Here is a 13,654-nt window from a genome sequence, read left to right on the forward strand (position 1 = left end):
TGTAAGCTGAAAGCAAATTACTCAATCACTTGATTAGGATTCTATGAGCCGTTATCTCGATAATATTCCTGAGCCATGGTCTGTCGATAATATCCGTTCTGCGATCATGCATAAGTTTATGGATGCTCGGCTTTCCATTGAGGAAACAGAGGGGGGACAGCTTTGGCAGGCAATTAAGGAGCTAGATGATACTGTCTGGATATTTAAATGTAGTGTGGAGGACTTGTTTCAGATAATTGGTTTGTTTGCCCAAAGAACACAAGATCCTGGTTTTTGGGATGCTACCAATAGGACAAATGCCGAGCACTTTGCCAGAGAGGTAAAGAGAAAGCTTTTCTACTCCACGACGTCTGTGATGGCATTGGTCGAGGTTTCACGGGTGTTTCACAAAAAATACCCCGTGGCTGGATTTACTGAGAAGTTGGGGGCGTGTTTTGCTACCCCTGGGCTGCATAAATTTCTTCAGGATCTTCGGAACTATAATTCTCATTGGCGGATTGCTGAGGCTAACTGGAGGATTGACTACGATTTTGAGAAAGGAAGTCGCATCGCTCGATTCGTGGTGACCCGTGAGGATCTACTGGCTTGGGGGCGATGGACGTCTGACGCTAAATCATTCATCGAAAGTTCGGATAAGTTTATTGATGTTGGCGCTACATTGGCTGAGTACGCCAAACAGGTGAAGGCTTTCTATGAATGGCACAAAGGCGTGGTGCTAGTAAGTTATGCTGAGATCCTGAGGCGGTATTTTGAGTATAAGCGAATTCATGACGGTCTAAATCGAAGGATGAGCTGGAATATGATATTGGGCCACTTGCCCCAAGGTCTTAACCCATTCCAGTACTTGGCGCGTTATTTGGAACCAGAGCAGATTGAAAAAATCATGTCATTCGAGCTCGGAAGCGAAGCCCAGATTCAAGCCCTGATTTCCACTTTAGACATGGAAAGGTTTTGCGATGCCCAGCTGATGGATAAGGTGAGGAAATTATTCCAGTCAGCTGTGGTGCCATAGTGGGTGATGCCGCCTCCCAACGTTGGTCATGCTCATAAGGCATTGGTCTCCACCGCTATGCTTTTCCCAAGCTTGCAGGCCATCCGCCTCGTAACCCCAAGGGGGCCGAGTGGAACCAGGTCTACCAGGGGGCGCTGAATGTATTGTCGAGCCCTGTAACTCAGCGAATCGTCCAGCCCTACGTATTTCGTGCCCTTTGCATTCGCAATGGGGTAGTTGACGTTCAAGATGGTGTGAGCAGGCAGCAGTTGCCCTTGCTTGGCGTTCTTGATCAGTCCATCGACGAGTTTGACCAGGTAGGCGGATGATCGGCTGGAAGCTAAAGCGTAAGATGCTTCGCAGAGCGCCGGTCAGCGCGTGCTGCGAAATGGGTGTGCAAATGGATGTACTGTTGTTCGTCAGCATCCGAACTCCAGCTTTAACGTGTATTCGTAAGCGTCCGCCCATCTCACCTTGCGTAAGTCAGGCCGGTATCCACTGATGCGGCAGCAACTGCCCAATATCACTGACCCGCTGTGTCGGCACTGTAGGATCGACTTCAGCTTGGCGGTAGCGCTCAAGTGGTGAGGGCCGAACCTGGGTGTAGATTGCCCTGAGGGTCGGCCACGCAGAGCTTGAAAACAGCGTACTGTCAGATTTTGGTGATCTGAGATTTCACAGCCATTGTCATCGTCAGTCGCCGGTTGGTGTATGTCTTGAAGGCTCCTGGCTTGGTTGCTTTGGTTAGGATCTGATCTGGGGTTCTCCACAAGCCGAATACGATGACTTCATCGTCCTCTTTCAAGCCTTCGAACCAGGTTGCGTTAGCAGACCATAAGCTCACTTGCAGACTGATGCCGTTGGTTGGTTCTTTCGGATCCTCGGTGGCTCTGAGCTTACGGAGGTTCAGGACATTGCTGGTGGGATCGTCCTTGATACCCAGGGTGATCTTGGCGACCCGGCCCTGGATCGCGATGGGGTATTGAGTTGCCGTGTGCAAGACGGTGAAGTAAGCCGCCATTTGCCGGGAATGTTCGAAGTAAAACTCGTTCCAAGTGACGACTTTGTCCTTCGCGAAGACCAATTCAAGGTGCTCCTCGATCTGATCGTCTTCATCGCACAGAGCGCGCAGCTTAAGGACGCGCTGCGCGGTGTTTATGTAGGCGGCAAGTTGACCGGGACTGGGTGCATAGCGTTTGGAAGTGGTGGAGGGCTTCTCTTGGTCGTCATCGTCCTTGGGCTGCTTTGCGATTGCTTTCAATGCCTCCTTCACGGCAACGAGGCGCATTCGATAACGATTTTTTTGGACGCTTTCAATCAGGCCTTCAGAAGTGCGGGCTAGTTCAACGACTTGCTTGTCGACGCCGAAGCGGCAGTCGGGGCCGTGTTCTCCGTGAGCTAGCAAGCGGAAGAAGGCTCGAACTGTTGACGGCTTGTCGTAATGGTTCTTGGTGAACGACGGGACATGGCTCACAGTGGCGTCGCACTTCTCACAGTTTAGCGGCTCCGCGCCTTTGCCTTTGGAGTAGTTGTCTGCAGCCCATTTGATGCCATTGCGATCGAAGGCGTAACTCATTCTAATACCGGCCATACAACTCCTTGCATACTACTGCTCGCCTTGCAGGACACTGTGCAGCGAGGCGATTGCAGTGATGAATCGGTGAAGATCAAAATTGGTCGAGGACGCAGTCTATGGCAGGTGGATACTGCGGTTTCTATTGCTAAAGTGCCGCACTGCGTCTCGATGCTACGCACACATCTCACACTGGGTTACGGTGCTCACGTACATGCCCGGTTCGCGGTGGACGTCCCTAATGCGCTCAGGGTGGTAGTGATCCTTGATGCAGTCAGCCGGAATATCCCCATGGATGACGTAGCACGGGGACAAGTCCATGCCGAGGTGCTTGCCTGTCACGTTCTGGCCCCACACAGATAGAATCATGTTCGCCACTTCAGCTTGCTGCCCGGGGCGGATAAGGGCAAAGGGGATGTCCACCTCAAGGACGGTGGGCACACCAATCTCGCGAAGCCTCCAGCGATAGTCCTCCCCATACCGGTCAAAACGGGTCAGCCTGGCAGCGAGCGACAGCAGGTATTCGCTGCCGTTGATCGAGTAGTGGCCGAAGTCATCCAGCATTTTGCGATCGTCCCCGGTTAACCAGATCTTCCCTTTCTCGCTGGTGCTTCGGTTGCCCAACTCATCGATAGCTTTCTGGAGTTGGTCGGGAGCGACATCACTGAACAGCTCACGGAAACGAGCCTGGATCCGGTCAGCCTGATGCCCCTGCAGGCCGTGCTCGTAATACGATCGGATGTTCTCTGGTCGGCAGCCATGAAACGCTTTCGCATGGCTGTAGTAGCTCGCCAGCTTGTCACAGAAAGCGGGAACGAGCTCTTCATGATCAGGCAGCCACGACAGATCATCTGACCAGCATTTTGGGCGTTTGCGCTCAAGGTGCCGGCGCATTGCAGGATCCAACAGATCGCCTGCGTAGAAGCGTAGCGAGCCCAGCCAACTGCGGCGATTACGCCAGTCGAGTGTCCGGTGTTTCATCTGCTTTCCTCGAAAATGCGAAGGTACATGGGGAGGGTAGGAGGCCGATGAAAGGCCAGGAGGATGCCCCGGAAGTACACGGTGATGACTGTGCAGATGGTCACATCACGAAGCCTGAGCGATATCCTCTTCAAGCTCCCGAACAGCCTTGGTGACTTTGATCTCAAAGAGCCGTTCAGCGTGGGCATCAGACATTTCCCACGCTTCATTGCCGATCCAAATCGCCAGCAGCGACCTTTTTTGTTCGAGGTCGAAATTATCCAGATTTGGGATGTAGGAGTGACTCTCGGGTTTGCCTCGCCTCAGCTCATAGAAGGTCTTGATGAGTGACTTCGTTTGGATCTTTCCTTCCAAGGAGAAGCGCTGGGTGAGCTTGCGGATGGTGTGATTGACCGATCGCAGTTGTTTCGTCGAGGTGATCTGGGAGAAGTAAGAGGCCCAGCCTCGTCGTTTGCCCTCAAAAAAGCAGCCAGTGATCCGCAGGTTGACCTTCCATTCACAGTAGGCCCTAGCGCGCTGCCGGTCTTTGTTGGTTTGCGGGCCCGTGACCCTGTGCCGGTAGGCGGTGAAGATCTTCGCGAGTGAAGATTCGAACCGGTGGATGCTCTCACGGCGAATCATGATTTGGTCGCCATCGACCTGGTATCCCAGAAAGCTGAAAGGCTCTGTGAGATCCGCCACCTTCGACTTGGAATCGTGGCCGAAGTCATGGGGAGAAAGTCCGAGGTCTTTCAAGTCCGTTATGAGCTTGTCGGCCACACCTTTTGCCTTGCCCTTCGGCGCCAAAATCAGGATGTCGTCGACATAGCGCTTGTACCAGATGCTCCGACGGGCCTTAAATTTTGCGTCAATGTCCTGAAGGGCGATCTCAGCCAGCAGGTTGGATATCGCCAAGCCCTGAGGTACGCCGAGCGTGGAGTCGGGCGTGTCCTTTCGTCCCTTGGATTCAGGCACGGTTGGAGTGGTGATCGCAGATTCGATCAGGTGCCTGAATTGTGGCTTGCGCACCTTCTTCCAGATCGTCGACCTGATCAGGGAATGCGGGATGGATGGGTAGAAATTCTTCAGATCGATCTTCGCATATTCTGCGTATTTGCCCGACTCCAGCCCGGCCCTCAGGTCATCGATGACCTCCTGAGGCAGCGATAGCTTTGCTGCGGGGAACACCTCCGCGAGGCTATCGCACAACGCTCGCAACACGATCCTGTCTCTGGCCGTTGGAATCGAAATCTGTCGAGGGTTGGAGGTGGCGCCCTTGAGGATCAACTTCTCTTTGTACGCAGTGAAGCGGTACGTGCCCTCATGAGCCTTCTGAATGATGAGGTCGAGCTCCTCGCTCAGGTTATCGTCCAGCTTGGCGGGCCGCGTACGATCAAGGCCTATGGCACCCGACGTCTTGATCTTGTCGGTGTAGATCCGGAGCAGCGGCTTGCGGGCAAAGTGCTTGTTGAAGCTACGCGCAGCGCTCATTTGATTACCCAGGCGTACAGGCCCACGATCAGTGGCAGGGCGTAGAGCGCCGTGGTGACGATCAGGCGAATACCGAGCCAGCAGATGGCATATGTTTTTTCATATTTGGTTGGATGGCGACTGCTGAGGTTGCTGGCGAACACCCGAGCGACACGGTCATCGATCTCCCGGTGATTTTCGCATTCGGCGAGAAGGTCGCCGTACTTGCTGATCTGGGGCGGCGTCGGCGGGGTCTTAGCAGCTTCCTCAACGACCAATACGTTGTAGAGGTTCTGCAGCTGCAGGTAATTGTTGCGCATCGCCATGGCCCGACCTCGGAAGTCGCGGTTGGTCACAGCGAGGGAGACACCGAGCAATGCAACAGAAAGCACGGCAGCCATGACATCAGTGTCAGGGCCAATGATGTGAGAGTAGCGGATGGTCAGCACGCCAAGGATCGTACTGAGGATGGCATACCAGACAAGGAGCATCTGAGAATGGAAGTCCAACCACTCCAGGCGTTTATGTGCCTGGATGCGCGCCTTGTAGGTAAACCAGACCTTGTCCTTCACCCGCATCTCTCCTTAGCAATAGGGGGAAGAAGGCAGGAGGATTTGAGTACATTTGAACATCCCCTAGGGGATCAGTGAGCGTGCGCTCAACGGTCGAAACCGTTCATTATCAGAACCACCCTCGCGCGAGCGAGAGGAAGAACCTGCCTCTTCCGGGGGGGCGATTCTACAGTGCCATTATTCGCACTGGAAGGAGGGCGTTTCCGGGGCCGGTATATGTCCAGGAGTCGCGCGCAAGCGGAGTATCAGTCGTTCCAGAGATCAGCAACGGTCGATTTGGCGAGCTGGAGCTGGGTCGCTGTCTGTCGTTGCGTAAGTCCCGCTGCTTTGCAGGACTGGACGGCTTCTCGCCGCTTCAGCCGATCGTGCGCCCGTGCTTCGACGGAGCCCGCTGTCACTTGGAGCGCCAGTTCCTCAAGGCCACCTTGGCCTTCGAACCAGGCAAGCTCCGATGCGATGTCCTGGATAACCTCAGCTGCTGGTCGCCCACTTGCCGCAATGGTTGCCAGCACCATCAGCGTGTTTAGCTCCATGCCCGCCGCTTGAGCGATTTCCTCAAGTTTCCCTATGGTTACATCGGTCTTCGATTGCTCGATTTTATAGAGGAATTTTCGGTCAGCAGCCGAGGCAAGATCGTTCTGGGCGAGACCTTTGATTGCTCGTATGGCCCGCAGAGCGGCGGCCAAGCCATCACGCCGTGACATAGGTCTCCCCAAAAAGCGAGGATCAAGCCATGTTGCGATGCCCGGATCGACGGTTTATAGTTCCCTTTCCGGGCGGAGTGGGATTTGGTTGCTTAGCGTTTTGCTGAACCGGCACTGATCTGTGACGAAGGGGCCGGGGCGTGGACGCCTTCCAATTTACTGCCAAACCGATGATAGCCCAGTGATGAGGGTCGTCGTCTTCGGTCACCATCTGCGGGTCATGGATGAAAAGGCCTCGCTCTCCGTGTAACCCAACAGGGCTTGCTCCCTGCTATTTGATTGAGAATTGATGACTACCTGTGCATTTCCATTCCCAGCAACTGTGCCTGAATGCTTGGTTGCAGGCGAACCCCTTCCAGCTGAGGTCGAACAGGCGATGTCGATCGATTGGGGCGTGGTCGTGGACGCCTACCTGTGTTCAGCCGCTAGGGTTGGCGATGTCTACGCGGCCAAGGCCTACGGCGACCGTTCCTCTACGATCGAGAATGGAATGACTGTGGTGACACCGCCGACTCGATCAATCCATACTGTTGGCTCTTTTTCGCTGTTGCAAAGCCAAAGTGGGGCAGACCACTATGTTCTGGTTTCCGAGTACGTGGGAGAGGACTGAGGGGGCTTGATTGGGCCCGCGCGCCGGTAATCGAGATCAGTCAGTTGGTGCCAGCGTGACCATGGCGATGAAGTACTGACCACATAGGTGTGACAGGGAGCGTGGCGTGATGTTGGGTATGTTGATCGTCGAGATGACAAGGCTGGATGGACAGCTGACAACCGGTGCATCGGCCAAGGACGCTGAGCATCTGGAAAGACTGCTCGTTGAGTCTGGAAAGCCTTACTGCGTTGTGCGCGCCTGGGTCGTCGTAGAAGCAACGCCGTTTTATGGCAATACCATAGCCGTTGGCGATAACGCTCCCATGATCATGTATGCACACCATGCGGTCTCGCACAGCACCGGGGCTGTGAAGAGTGGTGAGGCTGTCTGCAGTGGTTATGCGCTGAAGTATGACGGTCGAGGCGTCTTGGAGACTGTGGATACCGTGTACGTGCTGTTGGGCAATGGGTATAGGAAGAGAGCCTCACCCAATACCATTAGCGCCTTCTTGGCACCGGCCATGGATTGATTTCCAACTGCCCGATGTGATGCACGCTGGAACTGCAGCGACTTAGAGCAGAAAGGAATGCCCACCAATTCGAGTGAAGACAGGTGGGCGATGAGCCGTCAGGCCGTTACATGCACTTGAGGTTTTTTGCCTCCGTTCCATTGCCCCTCAAGCGCTCGTTCAATCTGAGCTGCCAGTTGAAGCAGCAGGCCATCGTTTGCCTGCTTAGCCAACGCATGAATCCCAAACGGCAATCCATTTTCCTGGCGTGCCATGGGGAGTGAAATCCCAGGGATGCCGCAAAGGTTCGCCAGCAGGGTGTAAGCGAAGAACCTCCAGAGATTGTCGAACCAGTCCCGGACATCCGGATTGTCACTGATGGTCAGGTACTCCTTCGCGCCAATAGGTGGTGTTGGCAGGGCAGAGGCCGGCCAAGGCGTTCCCATTTCAGACAACACTGAGCCGTGGTGGCTGCTGGGCAAATCACCTCGCTTTTCCTCGCACCTCCCCCTGTTCGACCACAGGGCGCTGCAGCGCCTCCTCAAGTGCTTCGAGTGCGTCCGCCAAGCGAGCATCCTCTCGTGCGTCGCCCGTGGCTGGACGGAACGTTTGGCAGTGGCGGAGCAGGGCGTCTCGATCATTGTGATTGAGATCAAGCTTTACGAGCATTCTGTGGGCATCCTTTGAGAGCGGTTAGGGGGCAGCGGGCTCATCCCGCCCATTGCAGGGGTGGTGCTGAGATTCGGTTTGGCCGAAAATTGGGCCCAAATGGAGTCTGTGGTAGCCGTGCTTTGATTAGGGCTGAACTTGAAAACGAGGTCTGGCAACTGGCTGCCCGATCCTACCGTGAGCGACTGGTGGAAATTGTGGCGGCAGCGGTTGAGGCCTATGCGCGGCCTCCTGGCCATGATGACTTGACCCGGGTGCACATGTCCGACGTAAGGCGTGAGGCTTTTGCGGCGTTGCGAGCCTGTTTCGGAGCGGAGTGGCGCAACAGTGATCCAGTGGCTGAGTTCCTCTGGCTACGGAATCACAAACGCGAGTATCTCTGCTACGTCGTGTTGCGGCGACTCGTGATGGACGAGCTGGCCAGTGAGCAGATGAGAGACTCGCTGTTTTCAATCGATGTGGGGGCGTAAGCACATTTGGGGTTTGAGTAACCAAGGTCGCAGTGTTGCCAGGCATTTCCTGGGTGAAGATGGATCACACAAAGCGGCATTGTAATGCTGCATTGGATAGGATAGTTCTACTTTGAGAATCACCGTTGATGGCCTCACATTTAGCCCCTATGATACCAAGCTTATTAGAGGTTGTGCTGAGTGTAAGAAGCAATACAGTATTCGTGACTATTTCGAGCTGTCTGAGCATCATTTTTATACGCCGGTTAATTATAAAAATGGTTGTGAGCGAAAATGTTTAGAGTGTTGGCTTGGCGTTACTGAACAGATGGATCCTCCTCAGGAAAAGAAGAGGTCTGTAGACATAGAGGTTTCTGTCCCTGACAAGCATGAGCATTGGTATGATCGCACAATATACTGTGAGATCGATCAGGCCGACCTGTCAGCTGCGTACAGTGAGTATTTGCATCAAGGCTGCCACCTGGCAATCCTTCCCCTGTCTCGATTGATCACCGATCGATCAATATTCCTACCCCGTGGGGTGATGATATATCCGGTTGGAAGGCTGGATTTGAAGCATCTTAAACTTGAAAAGCGTCAGCTGGACAGAGTGGCGTCATCTCAGATTTCTGCTTCGGGTGTACGGCTTGGTCACCTGGGTAACTACCCCCTTCTTGTGATTCCTTTGAAATTTTCTTGGGAGCAGATGAGGTTGGGCGATCATGAGGCTCACATGGATATGATCGTCAAGGTGTCCGAGCTTGTTGATGGCTTGTGTTATGACTTTATTAACTACCTCGGTTGTCGACTTGAACACCTGGCGTCTGAGACAAAACCTGCATTGCCCGGTCAGTTGGCATCCAAATCGATGATGTCTGCGGCAGTGCTTGTAAAGTCTGACGCGATGGACTCTGTATTACTAGCCGGGGCTGCGTTTAGCCAGATCAACACAAAAGGGTTGGGATTGGACTTGCGTCAGCCGGAATGGGATCAGTTTCCGAAGGATGGCGAGGTCGGGAAGATAGCAACGCATGCATTGTCATTGTACTCTCAGATGCTTCAGACACAATCCGCCACCTCAAAATTTGTCCAGGCGTTAAGCTTAATAGAGTTTTTGGCTTTTCCGGATGAATGTGTGACATACAAAAAAGTAAAAACAGTGGTGTCCAGGTATATGGTTGAAGGCCTTGCAGAGCGTAAGCGGATCTTGGATAGGTTCGAGTGTCTGACGGGCAAGAAAGATGAGATAACCGGTGAAGAAATAGGTTTTAGAACAAGGATTGTGCACATTGGTGCGCGGCTTGAACAGTTGGTCAAGACTCGGAGTGAGCGCCAGGAATTGTTCGCTGAACTTGATGGCTATATCAGGACGATGATTGATCACATGATCGAACACTCCCACCTGTCGAGCGCTGATTATGAGGTGGTCAAGAGCAACATGTAGGGCAACCCGCCCCTGAGTACGGGAGGGGTCGCATGGCTGACCGGGGAGTGCTCGTCCCGCGAGCACTCAGGGTGATGGGGCAGGCGCTGACAGACTTGGGTCAGTCGTTGGGATAGCCTGCTCCTGAAGGTCTGCTACAGCGGCTTATCGCAGGTAGCGGATGATCGCTGAGAAGTCTTCACCACCATGCCCGGCCTCGATGAACTCTTCGAAGAGCTCGGTTACCCGGCTGCCCAGAGGCGTTTTCGCGCTCGTGTTCTCAGCGGCTTGCTTGGCCAGGAGCAAATCCTTGAACAACATGGTCGCGGGCGCGCCTGGCTTGTAGTCATTGTTGGCCGGGGAAGTCGGCACGAGGCCTGGAACCGGGCAATACGACGTGAGTGCCCAGCACTGGCCGGTGGAGGTGGACACAACATCGAAGAGCGCCTGATGCGACAGCCCGAGCGTTTCAGCCAAGGCGAAGCTTTCGGATACGGCCACGATGTTGATGCCGAGGATGAGGTTGTTACAGATCTTGGCTGCCTGGCCGGCACCGACGTCACCGCATTTGACCGTACGCTTGGTGGAGGCTCGCCGTGATGGCAAGCGCATGATCTATCGGATTGGGAGTGCCCCCATTGTCCCTATCCTAGATGCGCTGACGGCGTTTGTTGCTCATCAGCAGAACATCATGCGTCAGCTCATCAATGAGCAGGACATGCAGGATGTGGTCTCCATCGAAGAGTTGATCGCTCGATTGGAGGACGGCTCTACGGTGCTGCTGGATGTTCGTCCTGAGGATGAGTTTGCAGAAGGGCATCTGCCTGGTGCGATCAGCATTCCTATAGATCAACTCGTCAACTCGCTGGCAAATATTCCAGCAGATTCGCAGGTGATCGCGTATTGCAGAGGGCCGTATTGCATGCTCTCTGCAGAAGCCGTAATCGTGCTGCAGCGTCGTGGCTTCCACGCTAAAAGACTGCTCGGTGGCATTATGGATTGGCGTGACGCTGGGCAGCCGGTTTCAAGCTAGAACCCACCTGCGCATTGAAGTTGAGTCACCGGGATCAGTAGCTGCCCCGGTGACTGTACGGCAGTGCGCTTGGGCTCAGATTTCAATATCGTACCTTCGACTGCTTGTAGGACTCCTCTGAGAGAAAATACAGCTGGTCGGTCTGATTCTCTCCGCCGCCTCTTCGAGGCATTGGTACTGAGTGCTCAAGGTGGTCGAAAACGATGGTCAGCTTTTTCAGGTCGAACCGAGCAGCCTTAATTCGTCCAGGTAAGATCTAAACACAGCTATTTGAGCTCAATCCTCGTCATCGCGTGCTAGTCGATGCTGCTCGATATGCTGCGTATCACGTTCCCAGGCTTGGAGGAAATCTGTCCAGTCGTGCCAGTACCAGCCCTCCTGAACGCGCGCAGCAGGCCCCAACGCCACCGCGAAACGACTTTTCCAAGGTTCGGGGATAGTAGTGTCGCGGATGATCCAACAACCGATCGGGTGAGCCTCGTGAGGTAGTTCGCCAAGCTGCTGTAAGTCCAGCTGGCATTCGCTCAAGGGACTCTCTCTATCGAGCCGCTCAAGGTCATCCAGCCGCTGCAGAATCTCCACGGCGGCGTGATCGCCAGGCTGCAATTCAGCGAGCTCCCAAATCACCTGCCTTCTCTCACGCTCTCGAAGCCAGTTCTCGTTCATGTCATCTCCGCTGGAGTACAAATGTTCTCTCGTTGCTCAAGGCCTTCAGCATGCCCTAGCCGTGCTTGAGGGTTTCTAACCGAGCAGCGTAATCCTCAATCAACTTCGACGGCAGTTGAAGTAGGTCACGAGCAGCTTTTTTCAATTCCTTGTGGCCGTGGAAGCGGTTAGTGACCCAGGTAATCAAGGGCATTCTGCCGCGTTCGCATCGGCCCACCTGAGTTTCAAGGAGATCTGCGATTTCGCTAGGCCGAAAACTTATGCCGTGCTCCCGTCTGCTTCAGTTCGGGCACGACTGCGGAGCGCGGTCGTACAACGCATGATCCCATGGGTTGGCCAGGCGGTCACGGCGGTATTGCTGGAGGCACATGGTGTTGAGTCGCATCGAACAGCCGTGAGCGCTGACCAACGCCGAAATCTGCGAGATGATGGGAGTGTTCGGCAGGCCAGGGAAGGGGCCTAGTGGATGAACGCAATCGCGAGGGTAGAAGGCGTCATGGAAAAGCATGTCATAGGCTTGGAACGCCACAACTTGGATGAGCTGGAAGTCATCGAGCGGCTGGCCTCAACGATCGGCCTCGAAGCATTTGAGTCGGACGTCCAGCGCCTGGCAGAGCTCCACGCTGTTGACCCCACGTCAACGATTCAGTCGATCAGGATTCAAACCCACCCCAGCCTCATTGGAATGAATGAAGCAGTTTTTCAGGTGCTTCAACGCACCTGCGATACGCTGATCGAACGTGATCCGTTGTTGCTGGAGCGCCTGAGCTATAGGTGTCGCAACGACCAGTACACGGCTTTGCCATGGGCGTTATGGTTAACATTGGTTAGACATGCCCGCGAGTATTTTGATCCAGCAGGGGCGGACGCAGCCTTCATGGTGACCAAGCAAAGAGAGGGGCTGTCGGGCCTGGAGGCTTTTAAGGCGCTGATCGCTTTGAAGCGTTCGAGGTAGCTTTGTTGCCCGGCGCTCGCACAGGAATCAGGCGAGGGGCGAATTCGTGTGGCGTTACTCAGGTCAATCGTCGAGATGAGCAGCAATGTGTTGGATCAGCTTGGTTGGGCTGGGGCTGTCAATCAGGTTGTAGATGATGTCTCGTTTGGCCCCGGGGCAGCTTCTTCACGACATTCTTGCCAGCCCTTCGGATTGCCAGGTCTGTGCCGTGGATCCGGTCGGCGAGCATCAAAATTAGAATGGCGTCGGTGAGAGTCATGCGTGACCTACTGCGGGTGATGCGCACCTAGAGTAGAGGTGCAAGAGGGTTGGGTGTCCGCATTATGCCGGATAAGTCCAGGGGCGATAGCCAGATGGTTTGCACCCTACCTTGGCCAGGAGCGGGGAGCAGTCATGCTTAGGCAATTAGGATGACGGCCCGGAAATGCAGGGCCGTTGCATAGGGGGCAACCCACCGGTTATAGCGATGGGCCCGAATTAGGGCGAGGACTCCTTAAGTAGCGCTTCAAGTTGAAGTCCTTGGGAAAGGTCACGTTGTGAAACTCATTGCGTTTAAAGGCCGAGGGCATGAGATGAGTGCCTGTGAAGTCTGAACCGTTCAGAACGCAATGTGTGAATTCGGTTTGTGTGAAGATGCTGTGTCGTAAATTGCTCGACATCATCATCACTCCCCGCATTTTGCAGCTGGAGAAATCGGCATAAAGGGCTTCTAGGTTAAGCAGGTCGGCCTTCTCGAAGAGACTGCTCTGGAGATATGCCCAGTTCAGCCTCGATCGCTGCAATGAGGCCTTGCTCAGATCACAGTGTCGGAGGTCACTGTAGCTCAGGTCGCAACATGACAGCTCGAATCCTTCGAGGATCTCCCTTTGTAACTCAATACCCCTCAAATCATCGAGATCACCAGGAGATAGCGGATAGCTGACAGCCGGTAGGTCAGCTAGCAGCTCCGGCCAGTGATCGTTTCCTTTGCGCAGGGCCAACAGCAACTCCTGCTGAACATGTCGTCCTGCAGGCGTCTTCCAGCGATTCCGCAGTTCGATCACACCACGTTCGGGCAGTTTTTGTTGTCTGTCCATTCTTCCACCTTTA

General features: G+C 54.4%; 14 protein-coding genes and 1 pseudogene. 5 read left to right on the forward strand and 10 right to left on the reverse strand.

Annotation, left to right across the window (positions count from 1 at the left end; translation table 11 throughout):
• The first annotated feature begins 43 nt into the window (after positions 1–43).
• Positions 44–1,012 carry a hypothetical protein gene (locus tag CAG41_RS08715; protein ID WP_139834955.1) on the forward strand — a complete coding sequence of 323 codons (969 nt, stop codon included), beginning with the start codon at positions 44–46 and terminating at the stop codon, positions 1,010–1,012.
• Positions 1,013–1,643: 631 nt separating this feature from the next.
• Here the strand turns inward: CAG41_RS08715 and CAG41_RS08720 are convergent.
• From CAG41_RS08720 to CAG41_RS08740, 5 genes are all read right to left on the reverse strand, one after another.
• Positions 1,644–2,567, reverse strand: a complete 924-nt coding sequence (locus CAG41_RS08720) for a hypothetical protein (RefSeq protein ID WP_256582542.1) — start codon at positions 2,565–2,567, stop codon at positions 1,644–1,646.
• A gap of 171 nt (positions 2,568–2,738) precedes the next feature.
• Entirely contained in the window at positions 2,739–3,545 is an 807-nt protein-coding gene (locus tag CAG41_RS08725) for a hypothetical protein (protein WP_139834956.1), read from the reverse strand.
• Between the two features lie 105 nt (positions 3,546–3,650).
• Positions 3,651–5,015, reverse strand: coding sequence for a reverse transcriptase domain-containing protein (locus tag CAG41_RS08730; RefSeq protein ID WP_085706870.1), 1,365 nt, complete (start codon positions 5,013–5,015; stop codon positions 3,651–3,653).
• Complete coding sequence (locus CAG41_RS08735) at positions 5,012–5,572, reverse strand: SLATT domain-containing protein (protein ID WP_085706871.1); 561 nt, start codon at positions 5,570–5,572, stop codon at positions 5,012–5,014. Before CAG41_RS08735 ends, CAG41_RS08730 begins: the two co-directional genes overlap by 4 nt.
• A 239-nt stretch (positions 5,573–5,811) precedes the next feature.
• On the reverse strand, positions 5,812–6,252 hold the full coding sequence (locus CAG41_RS08740; RefSeq protein WP_256582545.1) for an XRE family transcriptional regulator: 441 nt from the start codon (positions 6,250–6,252) through the stop codon (positions 5,812–5,814).
• A 737-nt stretch (positions 6,253–6,989) separates the two neighbouring features.
• Between CAG41_RS08740 and CAG41_RS08750 the strand changes: the two genes are divergently transcribed.
• The gene (locus tag CAG41_RS08750) at positions 6,990–7,391 is read left to right on the forward strand and encodes a hypothetical protein (protein ID WP_085706874.1); all 402 of its coding nucleotides are present in this window, start codon (positions 6,990–6,992) and stop codon (positions 7,389–7,391) included.
• 98 nt (positions 7,392–7,489) lie between these two features.
• Here the strand turns inward: CAG41_RS08750 and CAG41_RS08755 are convergent, their stop codons facing one another.
• Positions 7,490–7,852, reverse strand: coding sequence for an amidase family protein (locus CAG41_RS08755; RefSeq protein WP_218192172.1), 363 nt, complete (start codon positions 7,850–7,852; stop codon positions 7,490–7,492).
• A gap of 769 nt (positions 7,853–8,621) precedes the next feature.
• Between CAG41_RS08755 and CAG41_RS28250 the strand changes: the two genes are divergently transcribed.
• The gene (locus tag CAG41_RS28250; RefSeq protein WP_139834959.1) at positions 8,622–9,932 is read left to right on the forward strand and encodes a hypothetical protein; all 1,311 of its coding nucleotides are present in this window, start codon (positions 8,622–8,624) and stop codon (positions 9,930–9,932) included.
• 144 nt (positions 9,933–10,076) lie between these two features.
• Here CAG41_RS28250 and CAG41_RS08775 read toward each other — a convergent pair whose 3' ends face one another.
• The gene (locus tag CAG41_RS08775) at positions 10,077–10,523 is read right to left on the reverse strand and encodes an NAD-binding protein (protein WP_085706878.1); all 447 of its coding nucleotides are present in this window, start codon (positions 10,521–10,523) and stop codon (positions 10,077–10,079) included.
• A gap of 79 nt (positions 10,524–10,602) precedes the next feature.
• Here CAG41_RS08775 and CAG41_RS08780 point away from each other — a divergent pair, with 79 nt between their 5' ends.
• Entirely contained in the window at positions 10,603–10,944 is a 342-nt protein-coding gene (locus CAG41_RS08780; RefSeq protein WP_218192173.1) for a rhodanese-like domain-containing protein, read from the forward strand.
• A 276-nt stretch (positions 10,945–11,220) separates the two neighbouring features.
• Here CAG41_RS08780 and CAG41_RS08785 read toward each other — a convergent pair whose 3' ends face one another.
• The gene (locus CAG41_RS08785) at positions 11,221–11,610 is read right to left on the reverse strand and encodes a hypothetical protein (RefSeq protein WP_139834960.1); all 390 of its coding nucleotides are present in this window, start codon (positions 11,608–11,610) and stop codon (positions 11,221–11,223) included.
• Between the two features lie 466 nt (positions 11,611–12,076).
• On the opposite strand from CAG41_RS08785, the gene CAG41_RS08790 reads away from it, so the two are divergent.
• Positions 12,077–12,565 carry a hypothetical protein gene (locus tag CAG41_RS08790; protein WP_256582547.1) on the forward strand — a complete coding sequence of 163 codons (489 nt, stop codon included), beginning with the start codon at positions 12,077–12,079 and terminating at the stop codon, positions 12,563–12,565.
• A gap of 63 nt (positions 12,566–12,628) precedes the next feature.
• Here the strand turns inward: CAG41_RS08790 and CAG41_RS28795 are convergent.
• Both CAG41_RS28795 and CAG41_RS08800 read right to left on the reverse strand, forming a co-directional pair.
• Positions 12,629–12,824 (reverse strand): annotated as a pseudogene (locus tag CAG41_RS28795) (hypothetical protein).
• Between the two features lie 199 nt (positions 12,825–13,023).
• Positions 13,024–13,641: a pentapeptide repeat-containing protein gene (locus CAG41_RS08800; RefSeq protein WP_085706880.1), complete on the reverse strand. Its 618-nt coding sequence runs from the start codon at positions 13,639–13,641 to the stop codon at positions 13,024–13,026.
• Between the last annotated feature and the right edge of the window lie 13 nt (positions 13,642–13,654).

Origin of the sequence: Pseudomonas sp. B35(2017) (assembly GCF_002113645.1) — a bacterium.
In the GTDB taxonomy this organism is placed as follows: Bacteria; Pseudomonadota; Gammaproteobacteria; order Pseudomonadales; family Pseudomonadaceae; genus Aquipseudomonas; species Aquipseudomonas ekonensis.

Bases quoted from the DNA above. Each gene is read 5' to 3' on its own strand.
- CAG41_RS08780 (WP_218192173.1), top strand. From the start codon at position 10,603: ATGCGTCAGCTCATCAATGAGCAGGACATGCAGGATGTGGTCTCCATC.
- CAG41_RS08725 (WP_139834956.1), bottom strand. From the start codon at position 3,545: ATGAAACACCGGACACTCGACTGGCGTAATCGCCGCAGTTGGCTGGGC.
- CAG41_RS08800 (WP_085706880.1), bottom strand. From the start codon at position 13,641: ATGGACAGACAACAAAAACTGCCCGAACGTGGTGTGATCGAACTGCGG.
- CAG41_RS08750 (WP_085706874.1), top strand. From the start codon at position 6,990: ATGTTGGGTATGTTGATCGTCGAGATGACAAGGCTGGATGGACAGCTG.
- CAG41_RS08715 (WP_139834955.1), top strand. From the start codon at position 44: ATGAGCCGTTATCTCGATAATATTCCTGAGCCATGGTCTGTCGATAAT.
- CAG41_RS08730 (WP_085706870.1), bottom strand. From the start codon at position 5,015: ATGAGCGCTGCGCGTAGCTTCAACAAGCACTTTGCCCGCAAGCCGCTG.
- CAG41_RS08775 (WP_085706878.1), bottom strand. From the start codon at position 10,523: ATGCGCTTGCCATCACGGCGAGCCTCCACCAAGCGTACGGTCAAATGC.
- CAG41_RS08735 (WP_085706871.1), bottom strand. From the start codon at position 5,572: ATGCGGGTGAAGGACAAGGTCTGGTTTACCTACAAGGCGCGCATCCAG.
- CAG41_RS08785 (WP_139834960.1), bottom strand. From the start codon at position 11,610: ATGAACGAGAACTGGCTTCGAGAGCGTGAGAGAAGGCAGGTGATTTGG.
- CAG41_RS08720 (WP_256582542.1), bottom strand. From the start codon at position 2,567: ATGAGTTACGCCTTCGATCGCAATGGCATCAAATGGGCTGCAGACAAC.
- CAG41_RS08790 (WP_256582547.1), top strand. From the start codon at position 12,077: ATGAACGCAATCGCGAGGGTAGAAGGCGTCATGGAAAAGCATGTCATA.